The following is a 20,765-nucleotide window of genomic DNA, read 5'->3' as shown; positions in this document are numbered from 1 at the left end:
CTTTAAGCCTCGTCCTCAAACTCGAACTTGGGCTTGATGATTCCGTAACCCCCATTATGACGGTGATAGATTACGTTGATGAGACCAGTGGCCGCATTTTCGAAAACATAGAAATCGTGACCGAGCAGGTCGGTCTGGACCAGGGCCTCCTCCTCGCTCATGGGCCTGAGGTCGACGAACTTCTCGCGGACGAGGGCGTCGTCCTCGTCGTCAATCAGCTCGGCCAGGTCCGCGACGGGCTCAAGGGAGATTCTGACGTCTTCGCGAGCGGAGTGGTGCTTGTGGTCGATGATGCGCGTCTTGTACTTGCGGAGCTGGCGACTGACCTTGATGGCGGCGGTGTCGATTGCGCCGTACATGTCGTTGTCGGAGGCCTCGACGCGAACGACATTGTCGCGAACGTAGACGGTGACCTCGCACTTCTTGCGGTCGGGATCAGTGCGCTTTCTGTCAACACGCAGAACCACGTCGCAGGACATAGGCTTGATGTCAAATACCTTAAGGGCTTCGCCGATCTTCTCGTTCACATGCTCGCGCATGGAATCGGTAACCGAGACCTTACGCCCTGAGATCTTGATGTCTACCATAGGTTCCTCCTAAACTCGCGTTTTCCTCCGTTAGGAGCTGCGCGTTCTTCTCATACCCATTCTCTTGCCACTAAATCATTCTTCCTTTCGACGAATGGCGAACATTTTAATGGGAGAGAAGTGCTAGCGACTTAGATGATGGCCGCGTTCGAGCCAGCGGTCGAGCCGTCGCCGGGATTGTCCGCGTCAGTCGCATCCGCGGGCTGTGCCTCCTCCTGCTGCTTGGCAGGAATGTCCTTGATCTGCTGGTCAGAGGTGATGGTGGTCATTCCGCCAACCCACCTGCAGCGGATGACGTCGACCTGGCCGTTCGACTGGATGGCAGAGAGCGCCTCGGAGACCGCGCTCTGGAGCGACTCGTTGCTCGACGACACGGCGACGCCCTGCACGACAGGCTCGTCGAGGGTGCCGCAGAAACTGATGCCGTTGAAGTGGGCCGAGAGATATGCACCCGAGTAGGCGTCGCACAGCACGTAGTCGACGTTGCCGGCCGCGAGCGCGTCGAAGGCCTTGTTCAGGTTGTCGAAGGTCTTCTCCTGAACCACCAGGCCAGTGTCCTGAAGCGCCTTCTGGGAGACCGATCCGCCCTGGATGCCGACGACCTTGGAGGACAGGTCGTCGACCTTAACGACGCCGTCATTCCCCTTGCGGAAGAACGCGGTGGTCGACTCCGCATAGGAGCCGACGACCTTCACGTCCCCGTCACTGCTGTCGCTCATGTCCATGACGATGTCGCAAGTCTGCCCGAGCGACTTGCTTGCACTGGTAACCTGCACGAACTTGACCTTGAGGCCAAGCTGGTCGGCCAGGGCCGAAGCGACGTCGACGTCCATGCCCATGACGGCATCGTCGTCGCCGGTGATGCAGAACGGCGCGGTCGTGCGTGACGTGCGCAGACCTACCGTGAGGTAGCCATCCTCGACCAGCGATGACGAGTCGACCTTTGCAGAGAGGGATTCGGTCTGTTGGACCTTTGCCTGCTCGACCGAGGGGGTCTGTGTGACAAATGGAACGTCACATGCCGAAAGACCGAGCGTGAGCGCTGCCGCTGAAGCTGCGAGTAGGGTGACGCGGGCGCCGTTTATTCTCATGCTGTCTACCTTCACTCTTATGCGTATAGAGCGTCTTATCCAGCTGACCTGGTATTTGACCCCACACTCGCACACTGGGACGGTCGCTTCGGGGCTACACGGCCCCCCACTACTGGCCCTCTCGCCCGTGAGGCCGTATGCCTCAAGAGTTGCGGGCGGTGCGTCTTACTTCTAGGACGAGCCATGCTCGCTCGGGCGCGCACGCCCGAACTTACGTGGATCCTTTTGGCCTCGTCTGCCATGAACTAGGAGGAGATCACCTCCGCAACCACAGACCTGGATAAGACTTGCTGCAAGTATACCAAGTTGGAAGCACCTGCGCTCTCACCATACGCGAGCGAGGGCGCAGGCCGTGACCGACCTCGCGCCGCGTCCCAGAAGGCTTCGGGCGCACTCGCGCACGCTCGAGCCCGTCGTGACGACATCGTCAACCAACAGCAGGTCAAGACCGCACACGTCGTCGATCACCTCGACGGTGCCCGCAAGGTTTCGCGTCCTTTCCTCTCGCCCAAGTTCGCGCTGGTCGCGTGCCTTACCACGCACGAGGATATCGGCAAGTGGCAGGCCGAGCTCGCGGGCGAGGACACGAGAGACGCCCTCCATGTGGTCGAATCCCCTCCTGGCATAGGCGATCTTCGTCGCCGGCACGAAGCAGAGCGCATCGGCGCCCTCTGCCGAGAAGCGCGGCTCCCCGTCTGGGGCGGCCCATGCGGAGGCCTCGTCCAGCGCGCATGCCATAGCCGCCGCTATGATGGGGGCCAGGCGCTTCTCGCCATGGTCCTTGTAGATTGCGACCATGCGCGCGGCCGTCCCGCAAAACGAAAGCGCGCAGACGGTGGCGCGTGTCTCCCACGCGCCACCGCACTCCGTGCAGGTGAGCCAGCCGAAGGGTGCCCCGCATACGGGGCAGGCCCAGCGTTGGTCGATCCATTCCAGGGAGTCGCGGCATTCTGCGCACAGGAGCTCGCCGGGAAGGTCACAGCCCACGCAGCGCGTCGGGTACAGCAGCTCGAGCATGTCGTTGCCAAGACGTCCGGCCATCTGGCCAAAGCTGCGCATGATGTCCCTCAAGCCTGCGATGGGGGTCGCTGGTTAGTGGAGTTCTACCCAGCGCGTGGAGCGGCTAACGGCGCGGCTCGAAGAAGTCGCGGGCGTTTCTCCACAGCGCGTCATAGGTAGCCTGACGCGTGTGGCCGGCCTCCGCCCTCACATCGGCCAGACGGCCCGCGCTGAATGCGACCATGGCCGGCTCGCACTCTTCGCCGCGTAGCGGCACGGGCGCCATATAAGGAGAGTCGGTCTCGACGAACAGGAGCTCGGAGGGACACTCCGCCGCGGCAAGACGGATGTCTTCGGAGCGATTGAAGGTCATGGCGCCGCCAAAGGCGATGTGGCAGCCTAGGTCCACGAAGGGCCTCATGACCTCGGGCCCCTGCGTGAAGCAGTGTAGGTCGCAGCCCCGTCGGGGAACGCCCTCCTCCTCGAGCACGCGGGCCACCAGGGCATGTGCCTGGCAGGACTCGTCCTCGGGGTTGTCGCGCACGTGCAGCTCGACGGGCAGGTCGAGCTCGTGGGCGCGGCGCAGCTGGATGCGCAGCGCGCGCTCCTGAACGTCCGCGGGAAGCTCGTTGTAGGGACCGAAGTCGACGCCAATCTCTCCCACGCCCACGCAGAGCGGGCTGGCAAGAAGGGCGTCCATGCGGGACAGGGCCTCGTCCGTGAGCTCGGCCGCCCCATAGGGATGGGCGCCCGCTACGAGACGGACGTTTTCGACCAGGGGCGCGACCTTGCCAAACGCGCCCTCGTCGAACGTGGGGGGCACGAGGCCCCGCTCCGCGCAGCGCTCGATGCGACGGGACGCCTCGTCAACCTGGCGTGCGAGCCAGTCCAGAAACGCCGGGGCGTCCTCGAACTTGCGCGGGAACTCGTCGACGGGATCGATGGGCACCACCAGCATGCGAACGCCCGCGAGGGCGGCGCGGCAGATGGCGATAGACGCGTCATGCTTGCGAAAGCTCGTCAGGTGGCCATGCGTGTCCGCAAGGGGCGCGAGGGGCTGGGGCAACTCGATGGCGCGACCCTTGCGGTTGTGGAACAGCACGCCGTCATCGAGCGTAAGGGCATCGTGGTTGACGCACTCCTGGGCCATGCTAGCGCCCCTCGGGAAGCTCGAGCCGGGCCGCAAGCGTGATAAAGTCGGAGAGCTCGAGCGCCTCCGCGCGAGCCGTGGGAGAAACGCCCGCCCTCTCGAAGGCCGCGTCGAGCGCAGCCTTGTCGAAGCCGCTCGAGGCCATGGAATTGCGGATGGTCTTGCGCTTCTGGGCGAACGCGGCATCGATCACCGCAGCTGCGTGCGCAAGGCGCTCGGGCGAGAGGACCTCGCCGGTCTGTGGGTCGACGGCCGGCCTGCGGTCAATGCGTACCACGGCGGAGTCGACGTGGGGAGGCGGCATGAAATTGCCCGGCCCCACCTCGAAGCGGCCGGTCACCTCGCCGTAGAGAGCGAGCTTTGCGGTGTACGCGCCAAAGGCACGCGTGCCGGGACGCGCCGCAATGCGATTGGCGACCTCGGCCTGGACCATGACCACCTCACGACTGAGCGAGGGAATGGTCTGCAGGCTGCGCAGGATGATGGTGGCCGCCACCTGATACGGTAGGTTCGAGACGAGCTTGGTTGGAGCCGGATCGAGGCCCTCTATCTCGAGACCCAAGACGGCCTCGGCCAGGTGCTGGCCATCGACCTTGAGCGCGTCGCCCATGATCAGGGCGAAGCGCTCGGAGTCCTTGGCGCAGGTCTCGGCGAGCACCGGCTCGAGGGTTCGGTCCGCCTCGACGGAGCAGACCGCCCCCGCGAGCGGGAGCATGGCGACGGTCAGGGTCCCAACGCCGGGTCCGACCTCGAAGACCACGTCCTTCTCGCCCAACTGGGCAAGGTCGAGGATCTTCCCGATGACGTCGTCGTTCACCAGGAAGTTCTGTCCAAGGCGATGCTTGGTGTACAGGCCGAAGTCCTCCAAGACCGCCTTGGTCTCGCGAACGTTGGCGAGCCAGGAGTGTGCCATGCGCCCTACCGCCTTTCGTCGCCGCTATTTCTTCTGGGAAGCGAGCCGCGGGAAGAGCGCATCGCCCTTGGTTACGTCAACACCGCCCTTGAGCTGGCCCCACTCGCAGACGCCCGCAAGGTCGTCCGTTGCGGCCTCTTCCTCGAGGCTCATGCGACGCAGGACCTCGACCGAGGTCTCGGGCATGATGGGGGCAAGCAGGTGCGCGCAGATTCGAATGGACTCGAGCAGATTGACGATGATGTCGCGAAGCTCGCCGGCACGGGCGGGATCCTTCGCGACCGCCCAGGGCGCGGAATCCTCGATGTAGTGGTTCGCCGCGTGAACGAGCTCCATGACGACGTCCTTGGCGCCGACGTAGTCGAGGGAGTCCATGCACTTGGCATAGCGGCCCTCGATGCCCAGGGCGATGGCGCGCAGCGGGTTGTCACGCTGCTCCCAGCCCTCGTCGAGCTCGGGGGTCTTGCCGTCGAAGTACTTGGCGCTCATGTTGAGGGCGCGACTGACCAGGTTGCCCCAGCTGTTGGCCAGGTCGGCGTTGTAGACCTGCTCCATACGCTCGAAGCTGATGGCCGAGTCCTCGCCGTGGGTAACGTCGGTCATGAAGTAGTAGCGGTAGCCCTCGACGCCCAGAAGGTCGATGACGTCCTGAGGAGCGATGGCGTTGCCGCGCGACTTGGACATCTTCTCGGCCTTGCCGGTCTCGCTGTTGCGGACCGTCAGGAAGCCGTGCGCAAAGACGTGGGAGGGAAGGGCCTCGCCAATGGCCATGAGCATTGCCGGCCAGATAACGCAGTGGAAGCGGATGATGTCCTTGCCGACCACGTGGTACTGCGCGGGCCAGCGACGGGCGAGCTCGGCCTTGGCCTCGTCGCTGTCGTCGCCGTAGCCCACGGCGGTCATGTAGTTGAGCAGTGCGTCGAACCAGACGTAGGTGACGTGCTTGCCGTCAAACGGAACGGGGATGCCCCAGTCGAAGCTGGTGCGCGAGACGGAAAGGTCCTGCAGGCCGCCCTCGACGAAGCTGCGAACCTCGTTCATGCGGAAGGCGGGCTGGACGAAGTCGGGGTGCTCGTCGTAGAACTTGAGCAGCTTGTCCTGGAACGCGGAGAGCTTGAAGAAGTAGGACTCCTCCTGGACGCGCTCGAGGGGACGGCCGCAGTCGGGGCAGAGGTGCTGCCCCACGGTCTCGTTCGCCTCGTCGGACTTGCGGACCTGGTTCTCGGTGAAGTAGGTCTCCTCAGGCACGCAGTACCAGCCATCGTAGCTGCCCTTGTACAGGTAGCCCGACTCCTTCATGCGCTCCCACAGGTACTGAACAGCCTTGTACTGGCGCTGCTGCGTGGTGCGGATGAAGTCGTCGTTCGAGATCTCGATCTGCTTCCACAGGTCCTTGAAGAGCGGCTCCTGACTGTCGCACCACTCCTGCGGCTTCATGCCGTGGGAGGCGCCGGCCTCCTCGACCTTCTGGCCATGCTCGTCCATGCCCGTGAGGAACTTCACGTCATAGCCGGCGGCGCGACGGTAGCGCGCCTGCACGTCGCACAGCATGGTGCAGTACGCAGTTCCCAGGTGGGGCGCGGCGTTGACGTAGTAGATGGGCGTGGTGATGTAGAACGAGGGCTTGTCGGCCATGGTGCGTATCTCCTAATGACGGATTTTTGGGAAGGTGCGCAGCGCACACGAATGCAGATTATACAGCGGACAACAGGCCGATGTTCGATGCACCACCCAACAAGCCTAACGTGCAAATCGCGACCACAGCCACTCCGCAGCCTGGTCCACGACCTGCCAGTATCGATCGCCGGTAAAGCCGTGGCCTCCTCCAGGAATGACGCGAAGCTCACACTGGGGCAGAAGCGACGCCGCGCGCTCGGAATAGGACAGAGGCACCACCTCGTCGGAGTCCCCGTGGAATATAAGCACGTCCCCAGGAAAGGCGGGTGCGTGCTCGAAGAAGTCGTAGTCGTAGCAGGACCTGAGGAAGTCACCGCTCACGTTCATCTTCATGACGCGATAGGATTCGGGAATGAGCTCGCGCCTGGGACAGGCCGCGTGCACCGAATCGTAGAGGTTGAATGCCGGGTAGAGAAGGACGCACCCTCGGATCAGGTCCGCGTTCGCACGTGCGGCCATGAACGTCACCGCTGCGCCGAGGCTCGATCCGCAGAGGAACACGTTGTTGGCGTCCACAAACGGCTCGCGTGAGAGCTCCCAGGCAACAGACTCGAGGTCATGCTGCTCGGTGAAAAGCGACATGTTGTCCTGCCAGTCGCTTCTGCTGTAGTTTCCGCCCCCGCAGAAGTCGAAGACATAGGTCACCATGCCGCGCCCTGCCGCGGTCCGCGCGTAGGCTTCCATGTCTCCGTGGTTCGTGCTCAAACCGTGAGAGAAGATGGCCGTAGGACGCGGCCGACCCCCCTCCCACCCCTCGGGAAGGAACAGCTTCCCGTAGATGCTCTTATCCTCGCGCCTGCACCAGTACTCTCGCTCCTCGAAACCCATTCCATGCCCCCGTAAGGTAGTCCCGTACACCCCGTCATTGTGCTCATAGCATCATTTGACACGATACAGCTTATGTCAGCAACGTTGCCATTGGCATACGAACCCGCAAATAGCTGGGGTCATGGGATGCACTCGGTGGGCTCAGTGCCTGCCGCTTCGATTCAACCGTCCCATTCTGCGGCTGTTTTTGTACGGGGCCGTTGGCTCGCAGAAGTCGCACTCGTCCTCCAGGCGGCGAATTCCCTCGTCTCGCGTCGGCTTGCGCGCGTCGCGCCTCCTTAGCCTGAGCACGAAGTAAACCCCACGCCATCGGCTCGAACACGAAGAGCGTGAACAGAACGAGAGGCCACGAGTCGGCTGCGCTCGTGCCAATCACCCCCTGGAAACGGCAAAACGGCCTAGGTCCCCACGTCTGCTATTGTCCATCCTTATCTAGACAACAAAATGCGTCAGCCGTGAGAGAAGAGCAAAAAGGCGAGAAAGAGGGTTCTTCTCCCCTCTTCCCCGCCTCACTTGCGTCAGCGTCGGAAGCACCGTCTACGCGCGGCGCCATGTAGCCTTAGGGTCTAGCAGCGCTTGGTGATGTATTGATATACGTTTAATGCCCTTCTCTCCAGAAAGGTATCTATGAAATACCAACGACAGATAATCCTGCGCCTCGCTGATTACGCGTGACAGATTCGCCTTTCCGCCCTCTTGCGACCCATCCAGCCTGTCTAGCTTCTCCCAAAGAACCAATGTGCCAGATTTACCAAGCTCTTCACTAAATGGGATCTCTTTCACGTCGTCTCGCTCAATGACGGTCCACTTGTTTTGTTCAACAACCAAATCCAAGTCCCATGTGAAGGCAGCGGTCACACCATTACATCTAGAGGCAACGGTCAGCCTCCGGCATTGGGAAAAAGAAGCCGTCTTTAGCCCTAGGCCAAATCTTCCCAAATCATTAAGACCGCGCTGTTGCCTTGGATCAGAACTACCCAGCTTCATGGCTCGCATAAGCTCATCGCGAACCAGACCGTCCCCATCGTCAATAATGGCAACCCGGCATTCATCCGACGGAATTGCCATCACCCAAACTGAATCGGCATTCGCCGTAATAGAGTTATCGATAATATCCGCGAGCGCGCTATTAAATGAGTACCCGATATCCCTAAGGCTCTCAATGAGAATGCCTGGCTCTGGTTAAAGAGTAATTTCATCCATCGACAACACTCGCTTCGTTAATTCGGGCTTGCATCAAATCTTAGCCAAACGAACTGAGGCCATCTACGGCAATCCATTCAGCGAATTTATTGTCCTGTATGAGCCATTCAACGATCTCACCGCACCGACAGCAATCTGAGATCAGCAGAGGGCTGGCAACCGAAACGTAACGGCGCGTCAGGGGTGCGTTGGTTTGTCAGCCAACAGGACCTCTCGCCTATGATTCTTAACCGCTATGCAAGTATCGTTCCATATCGACTCTTATAGACATCACTGGGAAAATAACCAAAATCCGTCATCGTCGATACGATCGCATAATTGAAAACTGCACTATCCTACTGCTCCACCTCGATCACAAGCACATTGAGCCCGTCCTTGTAGCGGTAGCGCACATCGGTCGCCAGCTGGCGCACGATGCGCAAGCCCATACCGCCGAACTCAAGGTCCTCGAACTCGGGGTCGGGCGCCTCGGCCGTGGTGAGGCCGAAGGGGTCGCCGTCGTCGATGAGGGTCACGCTGAGTCCCGCGGGCAACTCCTCCACCGCGTACCAGGCATGTGTGGCGCCCGAGTACGACACGACGTTCGCGAAGGCCTCCTCCACCGCCAGGGTCGTGCGGCACTTGAGGGGGCCGTCCACGCCGGTGGCGAAGATGGCCTCCTTGACGATGTCCATCGAGGTGATGTCCGCAGGCACCTCGTGGGCACCGACAACGGGGAGGCTCTTCTCGGCGGCGGGGGCTGCCGTGACGGTGGGTGACGGCGCGTTGTCTTCGGTGTCGGTATGGACGTTTGTGTGGGTGAGGGCGAGGGCCGTGAGGTCGTCGAACTGCTCGTGGCCGGCGGCGTGGGCGTCGACGATCTGGGTCGTGGCGTCGACCACGGACTGGGCCGAGGCGAAGGGGGCGCGAGCGGAGAGGCGCTCGGCGAAGGCCGCGTCGCCGAGGAAGGCCTTGTTCTTGTCGACCGCCTCGGTCACGCCGTCGGTGAAGACGAGGAGGGACTCGCCGGGCGCGAGCGTCACGGTCTCGTCGACGAGGTCGATGTCGTCGAAGAGGCCGAGCAGGGTGCCGTTCTGCTGCTTGAGCGGGCGGGCGTCGTCGCCGACGACGAGCGGCGTGACGACCGTCGTCAGCGCCTCGGCGCACACGAACGACGCCACGGCGCCCACCAGGCCCAGCGCGTGCGTGAGCACCCAGATCAGCGGCAGGTACAGCACGATGTTCTCGAGCGCGATGAGCGTCAGCGCCATCGCGCGGCGCTGCACGACGTTGAAGTGGTTCAGCAGCACGTAGTTGACGGACATCGGCACGAAGGCGATCACGTACAGGCGCACGAGCCAGTCCGAACCGGCCACGCCGCCGCGAGGACTATACAGGACTATACTTCTGTATGGCAGAAGCATTACCGATGAAGGAGGGTCTCATGGCCAGCGCTCGCGACTACGCATCCACCCCCGGCGAGGTCCTGCTCGAGGAGTTCCTCGAGCCGAGGGGCATCTCGCAGTACCGGCTTGCCAAGGCGATCCACAAGCCGCAGTCGGCCATCTCCGACATCGTGCACGGCCGCCGCACCGTCAGTGTCGAGATGGCGTACCTGCTGGGCAAGGCGCTGGGAACGAGCCCGCAGTTCTGGCTGAACCTGGAGATGACATATCAAATCAAGACGTTCGACCCAAAGGGGCTGCCGCCGGTGGAGGCGCTTGCGTAGCGGACAGGGTTGGTGACGACGCCACTGCGCCCACGGCTCATTGCCCTCGAGACGAAAACGGCACCCCGCAAGAATCTGCGGGGCGCCGCCAAAGGGGGGGGCAATGTTTTTGGGTCGCTCGGCTACTCGACGTCGAACGCCTCGGAGTCGGAGTCAAACCCGGTGAAGTAGGTCACAGCTGCGGCAACCACGGCGGAGAGGATTGCGCATCCCCAGCCGGCGATGAGGTTGAACTGGGTGCCGCCGGCGAAGGCCAAGGCGCAGACCACGTTGGAAGAGGGCACCAGGCTTGCGGAGACGACGCCGAGGATGCCCGCGACGAGGCCGCCCGTGAAGCCACCGGCGATGAGGCCGATGAAGGGCCTCTTGTAGCGGGTGCAGATGCCGTAGATGGTCGGCTCGGAGGTTCCCGCGAGGATCGCGGTGATGGCGTACTCAGCCGCGAGCGCCTTCTGCTCCTTGTTCTTGATGCGCAGCATTGCGCCGATGGCGACGCCCATCACGGAGAAACTCGCGAAGACGAGCGCGGGGCCGCCGAAGCCGTCGTAGCCCTGGGTCGCGAAGACCTGGAAGAGGGTGACGATGAGCACCATGTGCATGCCGGTCATGACGAGGATGGGATAGAGGCCGGCGATGATCGCGATGCCGAGGGGGCCGATGACGTTCTGGAGCGCCAGCAGGCCGCCCACGAGGTAGCCGCCCAGGAACGCGCCGGCAGGCCCGAGCACGCACAGCGAGATCGGCAGCATCACGAGGATGGTGATCGCCGGGGCGAAGACGCCGCGGATGGAGCTGGGCATCTTGGCGTTGAGGAACCTCTCGATGTAACCCATCACCCACACGGAAAGGATGACCGGGATGATCGTGCTCGAGTAGTTCTGCACGTTGCAGGGGATGCCGAAGACGGTGAACGGAGTGCCCTCGGTGGCCATGGCCACGAAGGTCGGGTGGATGAGAATGGCGCCCATCACGATGCCCAGGACGGGCGTGACGTTGAACTTAACGGCAGCCGTGTAGCCGACGACGCAGGGGAAGAAGTAGAAGGCGGCGTCACCCACGAAGGTGAAGAGCTTCATGAGGTCGCTGTCGGCGGGCAGCAGGTTCAGGAAGTCCGGGCCGAGCAGGCTCGTGATCATCTTGAAGAAGGCGCAGGCGACAATCGCGGGGATGGCGGGGCCCATCGTGCCGGAGAGGCCGTCGAGGATGGCCATCCCGACGCCCTTGGGCGTCAGGCGCTCCTTGGGAGCGTCGAGGTTCTCGTCCACCTCACCCGCGCCCTCGAGGCCCGTGCCGGCCAGGACGGCATCGTAGACGCGATCGACGTCGGGACCGATGACCACCTGAAGCTGGGCGTTGGCGTCGACCACACCCAGGACTCCGTCAATCGCCTTGAGGGCGTCCTTGTCGGCCTTCGCCATGTCTCGTAGGTTGAAGCGAAGGCGAGTGGCGCAGTGGAGCACCTTGGTGATGTTGTCCGCACCACCCACCTGCTCCACGATCCTCTCTGCCAACGCGCAGTAATCCTTGCCTGCCATCGTGTGACTCCTTTGCGAACCAAGACAACGAACCGGTACTGAACCAAACTGCTATTGTGGGAACGTTCCCATGTCATTTATATGTTTCTTGACCAGCAGTGTCAACAACTTTTTGGGGAACGTTCCCATTATTTCGCCACGCACTCTCAGCAGGGGTTTCCTCCCCTATTCGTGGCTGTAGTCCCCCTCGGGGGCACCAAGCTCGAGCCAGCGGCGGCACGCCTCGACCCACGCGGCGTTGTCCGGCCAGACGTCGTCTTCGACCGCAGCGCTCGTGGCGTCGCACAGGCTCGTGCCGTGGGGTCCCCTCTCGTAGAGGTGCAGCTCGCACGGAACGCGCGCCGCCTGCAGCGCCGCGACGAACGCAAGCGTGTCACAGGGGTCGACCACGACGTCCTGCATGGTGTGCCACACGAAGACGCGGGGCATGTCCTCTCGCACGTGAAGCCTTAGGTCGATGTCCTCGACCTGCTCCGGCGTCGGTGCGTCCGTACCAAAGATGCCCCGGGAGATCATCCCCAGGGTGGGCAGCATCTGCTCGGGAACCTCGTCCGCGCCCCTCAGGAGCGGGCGCGCGCTGATCATGGGGTAGCCCATGACCACGCCCGCAGGACGCGCCTGACCCGCAGTGGCGCCAGCCCTGGCGAGGAGCTGCGGGTCGTCGAAGCGCTCCGCCAGGCTTCCCGCCAGATGGGCACCCGCCGAGAAGCCCATGCAAAAGACCCGGCTCTCGTCTATGTCCCATTCCCGGGCGTGCTCGTGAACGATGCGCATGGCCTTCATGAGGTCGACGAGCTGCTCGGGGACGCGAGACGCCTCGTCGACCTCCGGGTCGCCTCCCGTCTCCTCGGCCCGACGCACGACGTAGTGCTTGTAGCGGACGACGAACGACTGGTAGCCGAGGCCCATCCACCGGGCCGCGACCGGCTCTCCCTCCTTGGTCGCCAGCGTGAGGTAGGCGCCGCCGGGACAGACCAGCATGGCAGGGCGCTTCTTTTTGCGCTGGAGGCGGATCGCGGGGTCTAGGACGTACGCGCAGAGCGTGGCCGTGCCGTCATCGCGGAGCGGGAACTCGAGGTACTGCATCGTCTTCTCCTTGTCTGCGGGGACGTCTGCCCCGCCCCTTAGTGCGCCTTGATAAACCGAGCGATTCGACCCCATGCGTCGGAGGAGTCGTCCGGGCGGTACTCGTTGAGGTCCGCGTGGGTGAAGCCGTGCTCGGCCTGCGGGTAGTTCTTGTAGTCGACATGGGTCCCCCGGGAGACGAGCAGGTCCCGGAAGTCATCGGCCTCGCCCTTGAGCGAGTCGAAGCCCGCGACGTTGAGGAGCATGTCGGGCCAGCACACCTCCGGGCCGGCCTCGGTGGGAGACGCAAGGGGCTCCCCCATCTGGTTCAGGTCGGCATACTCCCAGGCAATGTACTGCAGGCTCCGTTCGTTGGCGATCGCGCGACTCGAGTCGAGGGCCTCGCGGGAGAGGCTCATGCGAAGCACGGGGTAGTTCATCGCGAAACCGACGATGGGGAAGTCGCCCTGGCGGGACGCCATCTGAACCATCGCCGCGGCGATGTTGCCGCCCGCCGAGGAGCCCACGGTCATGAAGCGGCCGCGCGCGATGTCGAGCTCCTCCGCATGGCGGTGGCACCAGACCATGGCGTCGTAGCTGGCGGTGTACGTCATCGGGTACTTATGCTCGGGCGAGCAGGGGTAGTCCACGTTGACGACGACCGCCCCGGACCGGTCGGCCATGAGCCTGCAGTACGGGACGTCGAGCTCCCAGTAGCCAAGGCAGAAGCCGCCGCCGTGGAAGTTGAAGACCACCACGTCGCTCGTGCGCTCGCGAGGGTAGTAGAAGTAGAGGTCGAGCCAGCCCGCGTCGGTCCACACCGAACGCTTCACGCTCGTGTCGTTGACCCGGAGCTCGTTGCAGTACGTCCGGTACCGCAGCTCCTTTCGCATGCGGTATGCGTAGACGTCCTCGTCCTTGACGGACGCGATGTACGACAGCTCGCGCTCGCTTGCCATGCCTCTTCCCCACTCCTCACTGCGCCGTGGCGCCTGATCGCTCTTACAAAATGGGAACGTTCCCATTAATGGCTATCATCGCCGTTGCGGGTAGGGATGTCAAGGCCTCATTGGGAACGTTCCCAGAGGCTATGGTATTATGGCCTCGGACGATCAGGAGAGCCCATGACCATCAATGACATCGCACGCCTCGCTGGCGTATCCAAAAGCACCGTCTCCCGCTACCTTACGGGAGGGAGCGTCTCGAAGAAGAGCGCCGAGAAGATCGCGCGCGTCATCGAGAGCACCGGCTACGTCCTCAACGCCTCCGCCTCGAAGCTTCGCTCACAGCGCAGCAGGCTGGTGGGCGTCCTCGTGGACGGCATCGACGCGCGCGCGGTCACCCGAATCCTGCGCGGCATCAACGACAGGCTCCACGAGCTTGACTACCTCCCCTTCATCGTCATCGACAACCACGACGAGGACCACAAGCTCGCCGGTATGCAGGCCTTGGTCCGCCAGGGCGTCGACGCCATCATCTTCGGGACCGCACAGCTCACCGACGAACACGCCCGCTTCATGCTGGGAGCAGATGTCCCCATCATCGTCTTGGGTCAGAGAAGCGATGCCTTCCCCTTTGCGAAGGTGGACGACTACGCAGGCGGGCGGCTGATGGCGGAGCATGTCATCGAGCAGAAGCCAAAGCACCTGGTTTACCTCGGCTTCCCAGGATACGATCGCGCCGGCCTCGAGAGGTGGCACGGCTTCGTGGACGCGTGCGGCAGCGCCGGAGTCGGCGTCGAGTACCTGGAGTGCGGCTACGAGCGAGAGGCGGGGTACCACCTCGCCGAGCAGGCGCTCGCAAATGGAACCGACTTCATCGTGGGAGCCTCCGACACCATCTGCCTCGGCGTCCTGCGCTACCTCGGCGAGCACGGCATGAGTGCGCCCAAGGACGTGAGGCTCGCGGGTTTCGGCAACTACGAGGAGGGAAGCCTCCCGATGGTCTCCCTCACCAGCGTTGGCTTCGACTACCTCGCCCTCGGCCGAGACGTCGCGCGCAAGGCGGTCGACCTCATCGAGGGCGAGGATGTCCCCCACGAGAGCGTCGACTACCCCATGGAGATCCACGTTCGAAACTCGAGCCTCGCCTAGGCTTCCCCATCACAGGAGACGTACGTCGCCCGCTACCCGAAGCCCTTGCGCAAGCATACGGCTCGCTGCACGGCCGCGCCCATCTCGGCGGCATCTCCCTTCCACATGGTCAGGCAGAAGCGCGAAGAACCTGACTTCAAGTGCGCGGAGCGCATGCCCTGACGACTGAGCGACTCCTGGATTCGCGCGAAACCTGCGCCCCTGTTCCCGACGATGAAGCCGCGCTCGGGGTAGCCCTCGGGGTAGGGCACACTCTCGAGGATGCGCGAGAGGAACTGGTTGCGGCTGGAGGAGGCGCCGTAGGTGCCGATGTTGTCGACCGTGACCATGCCAAAGAGCCCGCCCGGGCTGATGATCTCGATACGATCGGCGAACATGTTGACCTGCACCTGGGAACCGAGCGCCTCGGGCGAGTAGTCGCGGTGCATGAGGGCGTTCGCCACGGCCTCTCGGACGGCGACCTCGGGATACTCGGGCACGTCTATGCGCGAGCCGCCGACGTAGGAAGCAATGCGCATGTTGCGGCGGACGGACGCGAGGGTCTCGGCGACCATCACGGGGATGGGACCGATGACAGTGCGGGAGTCGAGGAAGCGACCACCCGCAAGCGGATCGGACTTCGGGCCCCAGAAAGCGATGAAGACAATGTTGGCGCTGGAGAAGTGGGCCTGAGGGTGGCGACCGAGGGCCATGAGACCAGCGAGCGTAGGTCGGACGGTGCCGGCGTCGTCGCGCTTGGCGGCGCCGAACGCGAGGAGGACATCCTCGTCCGTGAGATTTTTAAAGACGTGCGATGAGGTGGCGCGCTCGCGAGCGAGAAAGCCGGACAAGAGCTCAGGATCAAGCTCGTCGACAGTTGCGTCCGGGACAAGACGAGCGTCATGGGTCGACTGGGTGCGCTCCGCCGTCATGCGGTCGAGCTCGCCTATTCTGCCATGTGCGCTCATGAGACCTCCCCTTCTATAGAAAAGAGACGTACAAGAACTCCGGGGACCACCTTTAACAAGAAGCTGACCCCGGGTTCACGTGAGGCCAAACAATGATCTAATTACTCATCGATATATAAGCGCAGATCCCAAGGTCATCGATTCATTTGAATAACTCATCGTGAGATCCGGTTCTCTGAAAAACGGCAAGGCCGTTACCGGTCTTCCAAATTACAAGCCAGTCTCCAGCGTTTGCGACGTGGCACTCATTGCTGCCCGACCACGACCCCCTAAGGGAGTGCATGTTATGCCGCTGCTTTAAAACTCGCTTCGACTCATCGGTATCAGCAAGAACTAGATTGATCACCTCGCCAAGCGGAGCGATGTCGCGGTGTTTCCTCACAAGCGCCTTAACATCGCGATTGAATCTTGAGGTGTACCGCGCGCCGAGCATATTACAGGCCCATCGATTCAAACATCTCAGAGGCCGAACCATATCCGGCACCGCCGGCAGCAATAATCTCATCAGCCTCGCGAATCGACTCCAAGGAAGCCGCGTTGGGCTCTGGGTCAGAAAGATTGAGGGGAATTCTGTTTTCGCGAATCATCTGCTTATAGAAAGCGCGCGTAACGGAAGAAAGGTCAAAGCCAAAGTGCTCCGCAATACGTGCGGCATTCTCCTTGATGTCAGAGTCAACCCGAATGGTTACAGACGATGCGGACATGGCGCCTCCGTTTCATGTTGTAATAACAACGTTATTATAACGCCTTGCACATTGGCACACAAGGAACATCATACGAGCGGTGCAGCAACTCACTCACGAACCCGTTCAGTTTGCTGACACGCAAGTGCCGCTGCACGATGTCGGCCACCTTGTCGATGAACTCTTCGTCTACATCAGCCAACATGCTCTCCTCCGCAGTAAGAAAACACACCGTACGACAGTGTCGCGACACGCGTGCGACACTATGTCGCATCGTTATCCTAGCCCATGTCGTGCAGCACATACCGATGGGGGTCGCGCGCTCTCTTATACCTGTCACTATGTCGCGACATCAAGTATGCGGTCTGTCGCATTGGTTGGCGCGACGTTCACTCACGGCGGACATCAACAATCAAAGGCGGAACCGGGGAGAAGAGACATGCTCTTCTCCCCGGTTCCTGAGGCGATGGTGCGTCGATGCAATCCCGCGCGGATGGGGTCGCGCGGGTCGCGGCCCATGGAGGAGGGACCGCGATGGGGTGTGCACGGGGTCGTGCAGGCTGGCTGCGATGGGGGGCCACATTGTGCTTGCTGAGGGAACAACCAGTCGAAAGGTGAAGCGAAGTCTCCGGGCGCGGGGGCGGGTCGGGTGCACCACGTCCGGCGAGCGGGGCGTCCGGCGGAGGAATCTGGTGCGGTGGCGCCGAGCCTAGCAGCGCTTGGTGATGGCCTCGATAATGCCCTCTGCGCTGTCCCGGCTCATGATATCGGCCGTAGCCTCCTCGTCCATGAAGATGCCCATCATAGCCTGGAGCACGGCAACCTGGTCCTCAGCGTGGGCGAGGAGTCCGAGGTTGATGATCAGCTCCGTGTGGACGGGATGGTCCACCATGTCGGCCATGGGCGCGAAGTCGATCGTCGTCTTGGGCTTGATGACCGCGATGTAGGGCTTGACGATGTTCTCGGGATCGACGTGAGGAATGGCGATGCCGATCTTCTCGAACTGGAGCCCCGTAGGGAAGCTCTTCTCGCGCTGCGTGATGGCGTCGTACCAGCCCTCCTTGACGTAGCCCATATCCTGCAGCTTCCGCTGCATCTGCTTGAAGAAGTCCCACTCGTCAGTAGCCTCGAAGTCAAAGAAGACAAGCTCGGGCCTGAAGAGAGAAGTGTCTACCTGTGCCATGTGTAACCTCCTGATTGCGCCGGCCTAGGCAATGGGCCTGGCACCGTTTGCAAATACCTCGATTACGTGCTTGAAGTCCTCGTACATGCGCTCGTACGCGGCCATCGTCATGTCGTGCCAGTACACGACGGCCTCGCCCGGGTTCTTGGCCTCGTAGTCGGCGATGACGTCGCGCACGGCGTCGCCCGCGTACTTCACGCCGTAGGTGTAGTAGTTAATCTTGCGGATGCCGGCGTCGATGGAGTGGTGGTAGTCCTCGTCGGAGACGCCGGAGCCTCCATGCATGACCAGAGGGACGTTGGCGCGCTCGCGGATCTGCTCGAGCACGTCGTACGAGAGGTGTGGCTCGCCCTTGTAGATGCCGTGCGACGTGCCGAAGGAACAGGCCAGGATGTCGAGTCCCGTGCTCGCGATGAAGTCCTTCGCCTGGTCAGGATCGGTGTAGACCGCCTCGGAGACGTGGTCGTTCTCGTGGCCGACACCGTTCTCGCGCGTGCCCATGGAGCCGAGCTCGCACTCGAGGCCGCAGTCGAAGGCCGAAACCATATCGGCAGCGCGGGCGGAGTTGGCAACGTTCTGGTCGTACGGGAGCATCGAGCCGTCAAACATGGCTCCGGTGAAGCCCATCTCGAGCGCACGGCGCATGTACGAGAGGTTCTCGCAGTGGTCGAGGTGCACGCAGACCATGGCGCTCGAGCGCTCTGCCAGGGCAACGATGGCGGGTCCGATGTAGTCGAGAGGAGCAAAGGGCTCATGCCCCTCGGCGTGGCTCAGGATGACGGGAAAGCCCGTCTCTTCCGCGGCGTCGAGCGCCGCACGCGTCGCCTCGAGGCTCGGGACGTTGAATGACGCGATTGCCATGTTGTTCTGCTCGGCAATGGCGCAGATGTCGCGAAGGTTCACAATCATGTCGTTCCCCTAACAGGTAGATGGTCGAAAACTGTCTCTATCTCGGCACGGCGGCGCGAAGCCTAGCCGCGCTTTGTCTTCTTTTTCTTGCGGGCGGGGACCTTGCCGTTCGAGTCCCCGTGGACCGTGCGGTATTCCTCGCTCGAACGGCGCGCGCGAGCCTTGAGGCTGTTGGGATCGAGCTTGTACTCGAAGTCCTCGATCCACTGGAAGAGCTCCTTGCCATCGTTCATATAGAGCAGCTGCAGCCAATACCTGCCACGTAGGAGGCCGCCGCCGTTGACGCGGACGTACACCTTCGCGTCCCCACCGACCTCTCGAACGTTGAAGGACTTGATGTCCTCGAAGGCATAGCGGTCAGTCCTGCCGAACGCGCAGAAGGAAATCGAGTCGTCGTCGACGATGACGTCCTGCGGGTTGGCGATGGCAACGAAGGTGTTCCACGTCTGATAGCCCGCGACGATCAAGATGAGGACGCCGAGCGCCGCAGGGATCAGCGAGATGACACCAATGATGCTCAAGATGGAGATGACGCATAGTGCCAGGCAGAACGCTCCCGTAGCGGTCACGGAGACGTTGAACTTCGCCTGGTCATACCTGTATCTCTTCATTCGATCTCCCATAAAGAAAGAGGCGGGACTCCTGTACAGAGTCCCGCCTCTGCTGGAGCAAGTGAAACGGACGAGTGATCAAAACCGAACGATGTAGCGAGTCCCTTCGCTACTTGGCGTTGGCCTCGGCAGCCTCCTCGTGAATCTCGGCAGCCTCAGCGATGATGCGCTTGCGGTTCCAGAGAGCCAGGGCGAGGACTGCGACGCCGGGGACGGCAAGGCCGATGCCGTTGCCGAGCTGGCCAAGGCGAACGATGACCCATGTGAGCGGGTTTGCGCCATCGCAGATGGAGGAGATGGCGGCCGCGCCACCCATGTCAAAGTTGACGTTTGCGGCAGCCTGGGTGATGAGCGGCGAGAGGTCGGTCGCGATGTAGAGGCCAACCGCCAGGACGACGATGCCGCAGAGGATGCCGCGGAAGCCATTCTGGTGAACGATGGGGGTCACGAGAACGAGCATGTAGGGAATGCAGGCGAGGTCAGCAAGGGGCATGACCTTGTTGCCAGGAAGAACGAAGGACAGGGCGATGCAGAACGGGACGAGAATGAGCGCCATCGTCAGGGTCACGGGGTGACCGGTACCGACTGCGGAGTCGAGGCCGATGTAGATCTTGCCACGGTTCTGGAAGTGCTCGGAGATGAAGGTGGAGGCGGCGTCGGAGATGGGGAGCAGGCCCTCCATCAGGAGTGCGGCCATCTTCGGGATGAGCACCATGACGGCGCCCATGTAGACGGCGGTGCCGAGGAAGGACGGGATGGCAGCGCCCTCGGCGTCGACGCCAGGCAGGAAGCCATAGCCGGCGAGGATGCCGATGATGAGGCCGATGATGGAGCCGAGGAGAATCGGGTCGCCGAAGACGCCGAACTTCTTCTGCATGTTCTCGACGTTGATGTCGATCTTGTTCAGGCCGGGAATCTTATCGAGGAGCTTGTCCATGGCCCAGGCGATGGGCGCGTAGGCGCCGGCAAAGCCGTGAGGGATGGAGACGCCGGGAAGGCCGAGGGACTCCTCGACGAGCGGAGCGGTGACGTCGCCGATGATGAGGACGATGACCTCATTGATGATGGCGGCAGCGATGCCGAAGGCAACGTTGTTGGTGATGATGGCAACGAGAGCGCCCGTGAAGGCGAAGTGCCAGTAGTTCCAGATATCGACGTCAGCCGTCTGCGTGGTGTTGGTGACCAGCATCACGATGTTAACGAGCAGGCCGAGCGGGATGATGATGGTGCCGACGACCGAGCCCATGGCGATTGCGGAGGCCGCGGGCCATCCGACGTCGATGACGGACAGGGAGAGGCCGAAGCGCGTTACCATTGCGGTAACCGCGCCGGCGAGGTCGGTGCCCATGAGCTGGTTGATGACAAGGTTAAGGCCGATGAAGCCGATGCCGACCGTGAGGCCAGCCTTAAGGCTCTTGCCGAAACCGCATCCAAACAGGCAACCGATAATCGTGAGGACGATCGGCATGACGACCGAGACGCCCAAGCTGGACAAGCCAGTAAAGAAAGCAACGATTGCATCCATGATAGAAAGCCTTCTACTCATGGCGAGGACGCTGCACGCCCCCGCCCCCCTTAGACTT

The 20,765-nt window shown here is 62.5% G+C and carries 22 protein-coding genes; 2 read left to right on the top strand and 20 right to left on the bottom strand.

What is annotated here, in order from left to right; translation table 11 throughout:
* Window positions 1–2: 2 nt before the first annotated feature.
* The 9 genes from hpf to B5D13_RS00435 form a co-directional block, all read right to left on the bottom strand.
* Window positions 3–587 carry a ribosome hibernation-promoting factor, HPF/YfiA family gene (gene hpf / locus B5D13_RS00475; protein WP_078686336.1) on the bottom strand — a complete coding sequence of 195 codons (585 nt, stop codon included), beginning with the start codon at window positions 585–587 and terminating at the stop codon, window positions 3–5.
* Window positions 588–718: 131 nt separating this feature from the next.
* On the bottom strand, window positions 719–1,678 hold the full coding sequence (locus B5D13_RS00470) for a substrate-binding periplasmic protein (protein WP_078686335.1): 960 nt from the start codon (window positions 1,676–1,678) through the stop codon (window positions 719–721).
* 324 nt (window positions 1,679–2,002) lie between these two features.
* Window positions 2,003–2,737: a ComF family protein gene (locus tag B5D13_RS00465; RefSeq protein WP_078686334.1), complete on the bottom strand. Its 735-nt coding sequence runs from the start codon at window positions 2,735–2,737 to the stop codon at window positions 2,003–2,005.
* Window positions 2,738–2,801: 64 nt separating this feature from the next.
* Entirely contained in the window at window positions 2,802–3,827 is a 1,026-nt protein-coding gene (locus tag B5D13_RS00460) for a TatD family hydrolase (RefSeq protein ID WP_078686333.1), read from the bottom strand.
* Between the two features lies 1 nt (window position 3,828).
* Window positions 3,829–4,740, bottom strand: coding sequence for a 16S rRNA (adenine(1518)-N(6)/adenine(1519)-N(6))-dimethyltransferase RsmA (gene rsmA, locus B5D13_RS00455; RefSeq protein ID WP_078686332.1), 912 nt, complete (start codon window positions 4,738–4,740; stop codon window positions 3,829–3,831).
* A 24-nt stretch (window positions 4,741–4,764) separates the two neighbouring features.
* Window positions 4,765–6,375, bottom strand: a complete 1,611-nt coding sequence (gene metG / locus B5D13_RS00450) for a methionine--tRNA ligase (protein WP_078686331.1) — start codon at window positions 6,373–6,375, stop codon at window positions 4,765–4,767.
* A gap of 105 nt (window positions 6,376–6,480) precedes the next feature.
* The gene (locus tag B5D13_RS00445; protein WP_078686330.1) at window positions 6,481–7,245 is read right to left on the bottom strand and encodes an alpha/beta hydrolase family protein; all 765 of its coding nucleotides are present in this window, start codon (window positions 7,243–7,245) and stop codon (window positions 6,481–6,483) included.
* 537 nt (window positions 7,246–7,782) lie between these two features.
* On the bottom strand, window positions 7,783–8,391 hold the full coding sequence (locus tag B5D13_RS00440) for an ATP-binding protein (RefSeq protein ID WP_255375252.1): 609 nt from the start codon (window positions 8,389–8,391) through the stop codon (window positions 7,783–7,785).
* A 392-nt stretch (window positions 8,392–8,783) separates the two neighbouring features.
* Window positions 8,784–9,803 (bottom strand): ATP-binding SpoIIE family protein phosphatase, encoded by a 1,020-nt coding sequence (locus B5D13_RS00435; protein WP_159443951.1) that lies wholly within the window; start codon window positions 9,801–9,803, stop codon window positions 8,784–8,786.
* A 68-nt stretch (window positions 9,804–9,871) separates the two neighbouring features.
* On the opposite strand from B5D13_RS00435, the gene B5D13_RS00430 reads away from it, so the two are divergent.
* Window positions 9,872–10,156, top strand: coding sequence for a HigA family addiction module antitoxin (locus B5D13_RS00430; protein WP_078686327.1), 285 nt, complete (start codon window positions 9,872–9,874; stop codon window positions 10,154–10,156).
* Window positions 10,157–10,278: 122 nt separating this feature from the next.
* On the opposite strand, the gene B5D13_RS00425 is transcribed toward B5D13_RS00430, so the two are convergent.
* From B5D13_RS00425 to B5D13_RS00415, 3 genes are all read right to left on the bottom strand, one after another.
* Entirely contained in the window at window positions 10,279–11,691 is a 1,413-nt protein-coding gene (locus B5D13_RS00425; protein WP_078686326.1) for a PTS transporter subunit EIIC, read from the bottom strand.
* A 165-nt stretch (window positions 11,692–11,856) separates the two neighbouring features.
* Entirely contained in the window at window positions 11,857–12,777 is a 921-nt protein-coding gene (locus tag B5D13_RS00420; protein ID WP_159443950.1) for an alpha/beta hydrolase, read from the bottom strand.
* Between the two features lie 38 nt (window positions 12,778–12,815).
* Window positions 12,816–13,715: an alpha/beta hydrolase fold domain-containing protein gene (locus tag B5D13_RS00415; protein WP_159443949.1), complete on the bottom strand. Its 900-nt coding sequence runs from the start codon at window positions 13,713–13,715 to the stop codon at window positions 12,816–12,818.
* A gap of 96 nt (window positions 13,716–13,811) precedes the next feature.
* Between B5D13_RS00415 and B5D13_RS00410 the strand changes: the two genes are divergently transcribed.
* Window positions 13,812–14,849, top strand: a complete 1,038-nt coding sequence (locus B5D13_RS00410; protein ID WP_078686323.1) for a LacI family DNA-binding transcriptional regulator — start codon at window positions 13,812–13,814, stop codon at window positions 14,847–14,849.
* Between the two features lie 32 nt (window positions 14,850–14,881).
* Here B5D13_RS00410 and B5D13_RS00405 read toward each other — a convergent pair whose 3' ends face one another.
* The 8 genes from B5D13_RS00405 to B5D13_RS00375 all read right to left on the bottom strand — a co-directional run bounded on the left by B5D13_RS00405 (window position 14,882) and on the right by B5D13_RS00375 (window position 20,707).
* The gene (locus tag B5D13_RS00405) at window positions 14,882–15,796 is read right to left on the bottom strand and encodes an ATP-binding protein (RefSeq protein ID WP_078686322.1); all 915 of its coding nucleotides are present in this window, start codon (window positions 15,794–15,796) and stop codon (window positions 14,882–14,884) included.
* Window positions 15,797–15,938: 142 nt separating this feature from the next.
* Window positions 15,939–16,229: a type II toxin-antitoxin system RelE/ParE family toxin gene (locus B5D13_RS08845; RefSeq protein WP_078686321.1), complete on the bottom strand. Its 291-nt coding sequence runs from the start codon at window positions 16,227–16,229 to the stop codon at window positions 15,939–15,941.
* A gap of 1 nt (window position 16,230) precedes the next feature.
* Entirely contained in the window at window positions 16,231–16,500 is a 270-nt protein-coding gene (locus tag B5D13_RS00395) for a type II toxin-antitoxin system RelB/DinJ family antitoxin (protein ID WP_078686320.1), read from the bottom strand.
* Between the two features lie 34 nt (window positions 16,501–16,534).
* Window positions 16,535–16,681, bottom strand: a complete 147-nt coding sequence (locus B5D13_RS08680; RefSeq protein WP_159443947.1) for a hypothetical protein — start codon at window positions 16,679–16,681, stop codon at window positions 16,535–16,537.
* 507 nt (window positions 16,682–17,188) lie between these two features.
* A complete protein-coding gene (locus B5D13_RS00390) occupies window positions 17,189–17,662 on the bottom strand; it encodes a PTS sugar transporter subunit IIA (RefSeq protein ID WP_078686319.1) in 474 nt (157 codons plus the stop codon).
* Window positions 17,663–17,686: 24 nt separating this feature from the next.
* Window positions 17,687–18,571 carry a class II fructose-bisphosphate aldolase gene (locus tag B5D13_RS00385; RefSeq protein WP_078686318.1) on the bottom strand — a complete coding sequence of 295 codons (885 nt, stop codon included), beginning with the start codon at window positions 18,569–18,571 and terminating at the stop codon, window positions 17,687–17,689.
* Window positions 18,572–18,633: 62 nt separating this feature from the next.
* Window positions 18,634–19,182 carry a hypothetical protein gene (locus B5D13_RS00380; RefSeq protein ID WP_180363863.1) on the bottom strand — a complete coding sequence of 183 codons (549 nt, stop codon included), beginning with the start codon at window positions 19,180–19,182 and terminating at the stop codon, window positions 18,634–18,636.
* 109 nt (window positions 19,183–19,291) lie between these two features.
* Entirely contained in the window at window positions 19,292–20,707 is a 1,416-nt protein-coding gene (locus B5D13_RS00375; RefSeq protein ID WP_078686317.1) for a PTS galactitol transporter subunit IIC, read from the bottom strand.
* Window positions 20,708–20,765: the final 58 nt, after the last annotated feature.

Source organism: Olsenella sp. KH1P3 (assembly GCF_900167315.1).
GTDB classification, from domain to species: Bacteria; Actinomycetota; Coriobacteriia; order Coriobacteriales; family Atopobiaceae; genus Olsenella_J; species Olsenella_J umbonata_A.
The sequence above is the reverse complement of the archived record's forward strand: the minus strand, read 5'-3'. Positions and strand labels throughout refer to the sequence as shown.